Source organism: Streptomyces sp. NPDC044064 (assembly GCF_056434245.1).
Genome location: NZ_JBWKFN010000009.1, coordinates 129,493 through 138,959, shown reverse-complemented (window position 1 = coordinate 138,959; position 9,467 = coordinate 129,493). Strand labels below are relative to the sequence as shown.

7 protein-coding genes are annotated in these 9,467 nt (G+C 70.9%); 2 read left to right on the top strand and 5 right to left on the bottom strand.

The features are described from left to right. Positions 1–101 precede the first annotated feature (101 nt). The 4 genes from AC07DS_RS16870 to AC07DS_RS16855 all read right to left on the bottom strand — a co-directional run bounded on the left by AC07DS_RS16870 (position 102) and on the right by AC07DS_RS16855 (position 5,752). A complete protein-coding gene (locus tag AC07DS_RS16870; RefSeq protein ID WP_479146017.1) occupies positions 102–1,412 on the bottom strand; it encodes a hypothetical protein in 1,311 nt (436 codons plus the stop codon). Positions 1,413–1,481: 69 nt separating this feature from the next. Continuing rightward, on the bottom strand, positions 1,482–1,793 hold the full coding sequence (locus tag AC07DS_RS16865; protein WP_479146015.1) for a hypothetical protein: 312 nt from the start codon (positions 1,791–1,793) through the stop codon (positions 1,482–1,484). A 273-nt stretch (positions 1,794–2,066) separates the two neighbouring features. After that, positions 2,067–3,029: a hypothetical protein gene (locus tag AC07DS_RS16860; RefSeq protein ID WP_479146013.1), complete on the bottom strand. Its 963-nt coding sequence runs from the start codon at positions 3,027–3,029 to the stop codon at positions 2,067–2,069. Next, on the bottom strand, positions 3,029–5,752 hold the full coding sequence (locus AC07DS_RS16855) for a DEAD/DEAH box helicase (protein WP_479146267.1): 2,724 nt from the start codon (positions 5,750–5,752) through the stop codon (positions 3,029–3,031). The genes AC07DS_RS16860 and AC07DS_RS16855 overlap by 1 nt, the downstream gene beginning before the upstream one ends. 417 nt (positions 5,753–6,169) lie before the next feature. On the opposite strand from AC07DS_RS16855, the gene AC07DS_RS16850 reads away from it, so the two are divergent. Together AC07DS_RS16850 and AC07DS_RS16845 are read left to right on the top strand one after the other, a co-directional pair. Further along, entirely contained in the window at positions 6,170–7,114 is a 945-nt protein-coding gene (locus AC07DS_RS16850) for a hypothetical protein (protein WP_479146011.1), read from the top strand. Between the two features lie 337 nt (positions 7,115–7,451). Next, on the top strand, positions 7,452–8,594 hold the full coding sequence (locus AC07DS_RS16845; RefSeq protein ID WP_479146009.1) for a methyltransferase domain-containing protein: 1,143 nt from the start codon (positions 7,452–7,454) through the stop codon (positions 8,592–8,594). A 228-nt stretch (positions 8,595–8,822) separates the two neighbouring features. On the opposite strand, the gene AC07DS_RS16840 is transcribed toward AC07DS_RS16845, so the two are convergent. Continuing rightward, entirely contained in the window at positions 8,823–9,278 is a 456-nt protein-coding gene (locus tag AC07DS_RS16840) for a hypothetical protein (RefSeq protein ID WP_479146007.1), read from the bottom strand. Positions 9,279–9,467: the final 189 nt, after the last annotated feature.

Here is a 9,467-nt window from a genome sequence, read left to right as displayed (position 1 = left end):
CGCCCCCACCCCACCACACCCCCCCCCCCCCCCCCCCCCCCCCCCCCCCCCCCCCCCCCCCCCCCCCCCCCCCCCCCCCCCCCCCCCCCCCCCACCGCTTGTCATCGGGCTGACTCGTGGCAGCGGCGGTAGTACGCGCACTGCTCGGGCGTGAGCCGGCGGACCGCGAACCCGCCGCACGCCGCACACCAGCGCTCGCCGGAGCGGTCCTTGAACAGCACCTGCTCCCAGAGCTCGGCCAGGGTGTCGAATCCCGGGCCGGGGTGCGGCGCTGCCGTCGGCAGCAGGGGCAGGAACTCGGCGAGCGTGAGGATCTCGTGCTGGGCGCCCACTTCCTGCGCCCAGGAACAGCCGACGCCGTGGGACAGGCCCTTGTAGTAGCCGTGCGGGTTGCTCGCATAGACCTGGACGTCGGCGAGCGGGCCCAGCGGCGCGCCGTCCTGGAAGGGCGACAGGACAATCCGCGACCCGGCTCGCGAACGGCTGCCGGCGAGGAACGCCCCGGGATCGTGTGAGCGAAGCTCGGCCGGCAGCGTACGCAGATCGGTGGTGGGGGTGAGCGACAGCCAGTCCACGGCCAGCCACCCCTCGTCGGCGGCGACGTCCAGCCCGGCGCTGAGACAGGGACCCCGACGGCAGTCGCATTCGGCGCCTGGTTCGGGGTCCCGGAGGAGAGCGAACGCGGGCCACCGCGGGTCTGCTTGAGGTTCGGGACGGGGGCGGAACCGGGCGCCCAGGTTGCCGATCACCACGAGCTGGTCCGGGGAGCGGTCATCGGGGTCGGTGGTGTAGGTGTGGATCCTGATGCCGAGTTGCCGTGCTGCGGCCCGGGCCGCGGAGCGGACCTTCTCGGCTCCGCCGAAGTCGTTCACCTCGGGCTGGCCGACGGTCACCGACCAGGGGGCGTCCTGGGGCATGCCCCGCGCGGCGGCGTGTTCCTTGGCTTTGTGCAGGCGGGTGTGAAGAACCGACACCACCTCCCGCCGGGGTCGGGCAGGCGAGCGTACAGACAGGCGGGCGGCCTCAGCCTGGCCCGCAGTGATCACTCCCGCTGCCCGGGCGATGCAGATCTGCGCCTCGGGCGGCGAGCTGAACGTGCCCTGCAGGCGCGTGCCCCCAGGCAGTTCTACGGCGAACCCCTCTCCGGCCTGCCGCACCGTGTAGACGCCCGCCGTCGTCTCCGCCGTCCACTGACCGGCGCTCGTCCTCACCAGCGGCACCGCGGCCAGCGCCGCCTCCAGAGGCGTCGGCGCACCGTGCTTGTCGTCGCAGTGTTCTTCGAAGGCACGACGGGCAAGCGGCTCGAAGCGGTGGGCCCCTTCCAGCTCGCCGCACAGGGGGCAGCGCACCGTGAGCCCGTCCGGCGTCGTGCGGAGCATCGGCTTCAGGTCTCGCGGGGCGATCCGGTTCACGGGCCGATGCTAGGTGTTCTGTCCCCGGACTGTTGCCCGGGGATTCTCGAACAGCCCGTGGCAGGCGGATCAGACCTCGGGCAACAGCTCCAGCGCTTCCCTGGACTGTGCCGACCCATCGGCACCCAGCACCGCGCGCACGTGCCACAGCACTTCTGCGGGCAGTTCGGCACGGTGGATCGTCTCTACCGGCGCGCTGCGTGTCCAACCGGTGCGGTCCAGCAGCGTGGCCAGGGTGATGGCCTTGGCGTCCCATGCGGAGGCGTCATCGAAATGCACCGCGACCTGCGAGACGGACGTCTCCACGCCCGCGCCTCGCAGATGCTGGAGAATGCCCTGGGCCTCCTGCTTCTGGCCCCTGGTCAGCTGGTCGTACCTCATCGCGCTCCCTCTTGCCGTCGCGAGTGGCGCCAGCTTGGTGTGCGTGGCGCTGTTCCCCCATGGGGCTGATGACGGCGCGCATCTGCGCGCGACCCCTCCTGGGGAAACCCCGGAACGGGGCGATGAGTCCTCCGACCGTACCACCGAGGTTCGGCCCTGCCGGCCAACGCCCCGAGCCCTCACTGCTGATGGCGGCGCACGCCGACGTCGGAGGGAGACGCCGCCGGGGCCGGCCGGGCGGCCCCGGCGCGCAGCCCTGCGGGGTGCATGGGATCAGGCGGGGGATGCGGCGTCGTCGTGGGAACTCCGGTAGGCCGCCAGCCGGGCAGCGTCCTGCTCGGGTGTCAGCCGCCTGACGGGGTCGACGAGCGGGTTCCGGCGGCGCTTGAGGGCCTGGTTCAGCAGGTCGGCGGCGCGGTCGGCGGCAGCGCGGGCCAGGAGTTGGTGGGAGGGATCGCCGAGCTCGGTCCGCGGCTCGGCCGCCGTCGGCTCGGTCGGTGGTGCGGGCAGGGGCGGCAGGGGCGGGTCGTCGTGCCACTGGCGCCGGTAGTAGAGGTTACGGGCGTCGATGGTGGGTTCCGGGAGGCTCTCGGGCCGGTAGTAGGGCTGTGCGCTGGGGTGTTCGGGGTCGTCCACGAGGGCGAAGAAGTCGGTGGGGGCGCAGCCGCCGAGCAGGAGCAGGGTCAGGGGCTCGTGTTCCAGGGTCCGGGCGTAGCACTCGATGAGGGCGGCGATGTGTTCGCACACGCTCTTGCGGCTGCGGCAGGGGCAGTCGGAGTTGCTGATCTCGCCGAGCGTGGGGAGCAGGGTCACGCCGAGGCTGTCAGCGAGGTCGAGGATGCGGAGCATCGCGTCGTGGCTGGTGTCGGTGGCGAGGTGGTGGGCGTGGGCGCGGGCGGTGGCAGCGAGCAGGAGCCACTGCTCGCCGGGCAGACGGGGCCAGAACACGTCGAGGGTGCGCGGGTAGTTGTGGTCGTCGCCGGGGTAGGCGGGTTTCGCATCCTCGATGAGGATGAGGCCGCCGAGACGTCCGGGCTCCACCCTCAGGCCGGTGATCTTCCCGATGTACGGTGCCCCGGCATTCATGCGCTGCTCGTCGCGGCGCTGCTGCATCAGTTCCCCGTACCAGGCCGCGCGGACCGGGCCGACATACCGGTCGTTACCCTCGGTGGCGGTGGCCGGGCGGTGATCGTAGACGGTGCCGTAGAGCTCGCCGTAGGTGCGGAAGAAGACCATCAGTGCCTCCGCAGTGCGACGAGGTCGGCGAGCTGGTCGTCGCCCAGTTCGGTCAGGCCCAGCTGTTCGGCGCCCAGGACCATGTCGGCGGTCTCGCGTTTGGCGGCCAGGAGCTGGAGGACCTTCTCCTCCACGGTGCCCTCGGCGACGAAGCGGTGGATCTGGACCGGCCGGGTCTGTCCGATGCGGTAGGCGCGGTCGGCGGCCTGGTCCATCACGGCCGGGTTCCACCACTGGTCGATCTGCAGCACATGCTCCGCTCGGGTCAGCGTCAGGCCGCTGCCGGCCGCCCGCAGCGAGAGCAGGAAGACCGGGAACTCACGGTCCTGGAACCGCCCAACGAGCCGGTCACGCTGGGCGGTTGGGGTCTTTCCGGTCAGGACCTGGTGGGAGACGCCGCGCCGGTCCAGGTGAGTGGCCAGCAAGTCGAGCATCTGCGTGTACTGGCTGAAAACCAGCCCGGACTGTCCCTCGGCGAGGATCTGGTCGAGGAGGGTGTCCAGGAGGTCGATCTTCCCGGAGCGGCCGGCGACGGCCGGATCGGATTCCTTGAGGTACTGGGCCGGATGGTTACAGATCTGCCGCAGCGAGGTGAGCAGCTTCAGGACCAGGCCGCGCCTGCTGATGCCGTCGGCGAGGCGGATCTGCTGCAGCGCCTCGCGGGTGACGGCCTCATACAAGGACGCCTGCTCCCGGCTGAGCGGCACGAACTGGTCGGTGTCGGTCTTGGGCGGCAGTTCGGGGGCGATGCCGGGGTCGGTCTTCTTGCGGCGCAGCACCAGAGGGGAGATCAGCGCGGCGAGCCGGGCGCCGGCCGCCGTGTCGCGGCCGGCCTCGATCGGGCGGGCGAACCGCTCCCGGAACGCCGGCCACGTGCCGAGCAGCCCGCTGGTCGCCCAGTCCAGCAGCGCCCACAGGTCCGCGAGCGAGTTCTCCATCGGGGTGCCGGTCAGCGCGACCCGGCCCCGGGAGGGGATCGTGCGCAGCGCCGAGGCGGTGCCCGACAGGGCGTTCTTGACCGCCTGGGCCTCATCCGCCGCCAGAAGCGACCACGAGGTCTGGGTGAGGCGGTCGGCGGAGCGGCGCAAGGTGGCGTAGGTGGTCAGGACGACCGCGTCGGCGGGCAGGAGGTCGAGGGTGCGGGCCGGGCCGTGGAAGCGCCGGACCGGCACGGTGGGAGCGAACCGCGCGATCTCCCGCTGCCACGCGCCGAGCATGGTGGCCGGGCACACCACCAGCGTCGGCCCGGCCGTTGCCGTGTCCTCCTGGTTCAGCAGGTGCAGGGCGATCAGCGTGATGGTCTTGCCCAGGCCCATGTCGTCGGCCAGGATCCCGCCCCCGACCGGCCCGGTCGTCAGGTGGTGGAGCCAGGCGAGCCCGCGACGCTGGTAGTCCCGCAGCTCCGCCTTCAGCGCGGCCGGCACCGTCACGTCGGTGTGCGCGGCGCGGGTCAAGGCGGTGCGCAGGTCGGCCAGCCAGCCGGTGGGATGGACCTCGACACGTTCCTCGCCGATCTGCGCACTGCCGGTCAGCGCATACACCAGGGCCTCGCCGGCGGTGACCTGTCCGAGGTGGCGGTCGCGGATACGGCGCAGCAGGGCCGCATCGACCCGCACCCAGCGGTCCCGCAGCCGCACGAACGGCCGGTGAGCCTCCGCCAGCACGTTCATCTCGGCGTCCGTGAGGTCCACGTCGTCCACGGCGGCCCGCCACTGGAAGTCCAGCAGCTGCTCCGCCCCCAACAGCCGGGTGGGGGCGACAGCCGTCGGCCGCGGGGCGATGACAGTGCGCCCTGTCAGGGCGCGGACCAGGTCGCGGGGCCAGTGGACGGCGCAGTCGACCCGGGCCAGGCGTGCGACCGCATCGCCGAGCAATTCGTCGATCTCACCCTCGTCCAGATCCAGCGCCCCGGGACGGCTCGGGTCCTCAAGCAGACGGGCGAGCGGCGGCCAGGCCCGGGCGGCACGGCGCAGGGCGAGCAGGGATTCCATCTGCCGGGTGGCGTCCGGTGTTCCGGGCGCGGGCACGGCACGCCACAGGGATTCGGCGTCCGCGACCCGGTGCCCGCCGAGAGTGTCGTGGACCTGGACGACCGCGCGGACCCCGGTCTCGGCGTGGTCGGCGTCCAGCTCCAGACGCAGCGACAGCCGCACGCCCAGAGCCACTTGGCCGGCCATACGGGGGCTGGCCAACCGCAGGTGCGGCACGTGCTGGGCGGCGCGGTCGGCGAACGCGGCCCGCCCGGTGACCGCAGCGGCGCCGGAGGAGCGGGGCAGGTAGTCGGCCATCGCGTCGCAGAACTCCGACAGCAGATGTCCGGGGTCGCTCATGAGGGGGCCGGAACCCATGGAGGAGTGCGATGCCGCGTGCGCGTGCGCCTCCGGTGGCATGGCCGCGAGCAGGGCGTCGAGCTGTTCCTGCCACGGCCCGGGGACGGTGGTCTTCCAAGCGTCGTACCCGCGCGCGGTGAGCGTCGGCTCCAGCCGCCCGTCGGCCACCAACTGCAGCGCCAGCAGGGCTGCGGCCCCCCAGAACCGGCACGCCTCGTGACCGAGGCCGTGAGTGCGGCAGTGCACCAGCAGCGGCCAGGCGTCTTCCAACCTGAGGGAGTAGTACGGGACATGCCCGGTCTTGGCCTTGCCACCGGACCAGCGCACGATCATGGTGGTGCTCTCACCCAGGCGTGCCTCGGAGGGCACGGTGAGCTGGTCGGCCGGGCCCATCGTCGCGGCCGGACGCCAGAACCTGAAGCGGCCGGCCCGCGGCGGATCCGCCGGCACGAAGATCGCCGGATAGTCCGTGAGCGTGAACCGACCCAACCGCCCGACCTCTCTCCCATGCTGCGCCACCAGGGCTCCTGCCCAGCTTGGCAGCGCCCACCAGCACGTCCCCGCCCCTACGGCGAATACACCCGATCGAGTGAAGGCACGGCGGACAGACGTGGTCGATGGGCTCCAGCTCGATAGCCCAAGGGGCGGGTCACTCAGCCGGTCGAGCGGGCTCTGCGGCACCAACGGTTCACTCATCCCCACTAAGGCGTCTGATCTTGAGAGCGTGCAATCTGGTGCCACCCGGGACCCTGGGGCGGTACAAATCCACCGGGCCCGTGGGATGAGCAGCCGGAAGTGAGGGGGACTGTGATGAACCGCGATGATGTCGGCAGGTTCGTGTACTGGTCCGAGCGCGCTATCCAGACGGTCGCCCAGGAGAATGGCGTCGAGCTGGACGGGCAGCGGCGCTGGACGTTCCAGTTCAACTGGCCACCGTTCCAGGCGGGCTTGGGAGGCCGGGAACGCCGGACCCGGAACCGGCTGGTGGAGGCCCGGAGCCTGGAGCGGGGGCTTGGCCGGGCCGCAGTCGACGACTTCGACACTGCGCTAGCGGCTGCGTTCGTCAAAGGGGCGGGCACGGTCTCCTTCTCCCGGTTCAGCGAGTTCCGCTACGCCGGCAACGATGCTGTGCTGCTGCATGTTCAGACCCGCAGCGCGGGCGGCCGCCGCGTCGACTTGTGCCTGTTCGGCAGCATGGACAACGTCCGCGGCATGGGGCCGTACGACGGATTCGAACAGGGGTGGACGTCCTCGGCGGCGCCGGCCATAGCCGAACTGCTGGCCAGCAGGGGCCGGGAGAACACCTCCCAGTGGGACGACGAGCAGTCCCGGGCCGTCGAGGCGTTGAACATCGCGCTCAATCAGGGGGAGACCGGCACGCATGCGGAGCATGCGGGGAGACCCGAGACCCGGGGGTTCACGATCGGGCACACCGGCGACAGCCAGTTCTTCGCCGAGGTCTACACCGACGTCCTCCTCGATCCGCAGCGCTGGAATCTCGACGGCCAGCTTGCCGGAGCCGAGCGGATCATCGTGGGCAGGCCGCTGTGGGTCCGCTCGATGAGTCCCGCGGCTGTCGTGAGATATGCCGAACTACGCAACGGACCAGGCTGGGTCAGGTGGTGGTGGCTTCACCGGCTGCGCCGCCGGCTCCGGCGACGCCCCCGCCCCGTGACGCCCGCCCCCGCGCCCGCTGCGGATGGGCCGGACACCGATGAGAGCCCGCCTCGGCCTGTGCCGGACCGGACACTCTGACCAGAAGGCATGGTCTACGTAGTGCGCCCAAGTGGAACGGATGGCGGCATTGGCTGAGAAGGCGCTGGTTGCTGCCATCGCCAGCCCCGAGAATCCGAAGGTTGCGGCTCAGCGACAGGCAACGGGAGGAAGACGATGAGGCTGCGTATTTCCTTGCACACTCAGCCGGACGATGACGGCGACGGCAATCCCGGCACACCGTGGACCCCGCCGGAAGAGCCCCCGAGCCCCGACGGGTCCAGTCCGGAAGGCGATGGAAAGCACCGGAAGTGACGACGTGACCTTCAGCGCTCTGCGTACGGACCGCCCCAGCCGCAAGGAGCTGGGGCGGGTCCTTATGGAATCGGGCGCCCTGTCATCGGATTGGGCGCCATCGTTCGCGGCCATCGACCGGGCTGCATTCCTCCCGGATCTCATGTGGCCGTACGACATGCCGACCCGCGCAAGCGTCACTGTCGACAAGCAGGCCGACCCGGATGCCTGGTACGCCGCGACGGACAGCAACATCCCCATCGTGACGCAGTGGGACGACGGCGCACACCTGGGCCCTGGACCGGGGACACTCTCCACCAGTTCCTCATCCATGCCCTCCACGGTTTACTCCCTGCTCCAGGACCTGGGCGTGGAGGCGGGTATGCGCGTGCTGGACGTGGGCACAGGAACCGGTGAGACGGCGGGCCTGCTGAGCCACCGGCTCGGGCCCCGGAATGTGACGACCATCGAGGTGGACGCGGCGGTCTCCGCGCAGGCCCGTGACCGCCTGTACAAGCTGGGCCTGCGCCCTGAGATGATCGTCGGCGACGGATCGCGCGGCCACTCTGCCTCGGCCCCGTACGACCGCATCCTGGCCACCGCCGGTATCCGGCAGCTGCCTGCGGCGTGGATCAAGCAGAGCCGGCCCGGCGGGGTGATCCTCGTTCCGTGGGGCACCTTGTACGGAAACGCCGACGCCATGCTCCGCCTGATGGTGAAGGGAGAGAAGGCCACGGGGTCGTTCACCCGGGCGGTGGAGTTCATGAAGTTCCGCGCGCAGAGGGGTCCTGTGATCCGCCCCGCCGACTACCTGTCCGCTGGCCCGCTGGAGGGCGCCGACCGGAGCACCGCCGAACTCACCGAACAGGACTTCCTGACCGGCCAGTTCACGGATCTTCCGTTCGTCCTGGGCCTGCGGGTGTCCCAGTGCCGTCAAGCCGTGGCGGACAAGCGCGACGGCGCGCGGCCCGTCTGGTTCTACAGCCTGTCAGACCTGTCGTGGGCCTGCGTGATGTTCCGGGACGGTGAGCAGCGCGCCCGCGTGTGGCAGTGGGGAAGCCGGCGCCTCTGGGACGCGGTGAGCGACGCCTACCGTTGGTGGAAGGAACAGGGATCCCCCAGCGTGACCCGGTTCGGTCTCACGGTCGACACATCCGGTCAAAGCGCTTGGCTGGATGATCCAGACGGCGAGTCCTGGCCTATCTTCCCGTCGAGAACCTGCTGCTGACGGTCGAGCAGACGGCACGGGCGCGGGCCGTCGCCGCCGAACCTTCGCGATAGTTCGCCTACGGCAGCAGAGCAGAGTGCAACCGCGCCGCTCGCGGTCGGTGCGCGGTGGATCTCCTGGTACGAAAATCGCCGGGTAGTCCGTGAGCGTGGTGTCAGCATCCGCAGCCGGGGGCCGACACCGGCCCGGGCGTCCTCGGTAGTCAGGAGCAGGGCATAGGCTTGGGGGCTACGTTTCTGTTTGCTGTGCGGCGGCACGGAGTCGGGCATAGCGGCCGTTCACCTCGGGCACCTCCTCGTAGAGAACGCCGCGGGAGACACCGAGGACCTTGGCGACGCCGGTGATCGTCTGCCGTGGGTCGGCGAGCAACACCCTTGCAGCCGCGAGCTGCTCGTCCGTCAGCTTCCGTGGCGGGACGAACGCGACGGGGTCGCCTTCCTCATCCCGCTGGATGTAGGGGTGCTGTTTCCCCGTCGTCACCTCTCTGGCCGCGGCAGCAGCCAGGTCCATGTCGACTGAGTACCTCCCCTCCTGCAGCCCTTTGGTGAAGGTCTCGAAGGCGTCGAATGCGGCGTTCAGGTCATCCAGTCCCACCTCCTGATTGTCAGCCGTCACGTGGTAGGCGTCCTGGGCCCGGGTCAGCCGGATGTGGACTGCGATGGCCTCGCTCAGGATCTTGTCCATGGCCCCATCAACTTGGTAGCGGTCAGCAGGTCACGAAACACTCCGCCGCCCGAGCGGTGGCGGAAGCGGATGAAGCATGGCGTCCTGTGCCACGAGACCGAGACGGCCTTCCTTGAGACCCGCGCGTGGACGTGCCGTGCCGCCGTGCCACTGCCCGGCCTCGGTCGCCCGCCGGGCGAGGCCGTCGAA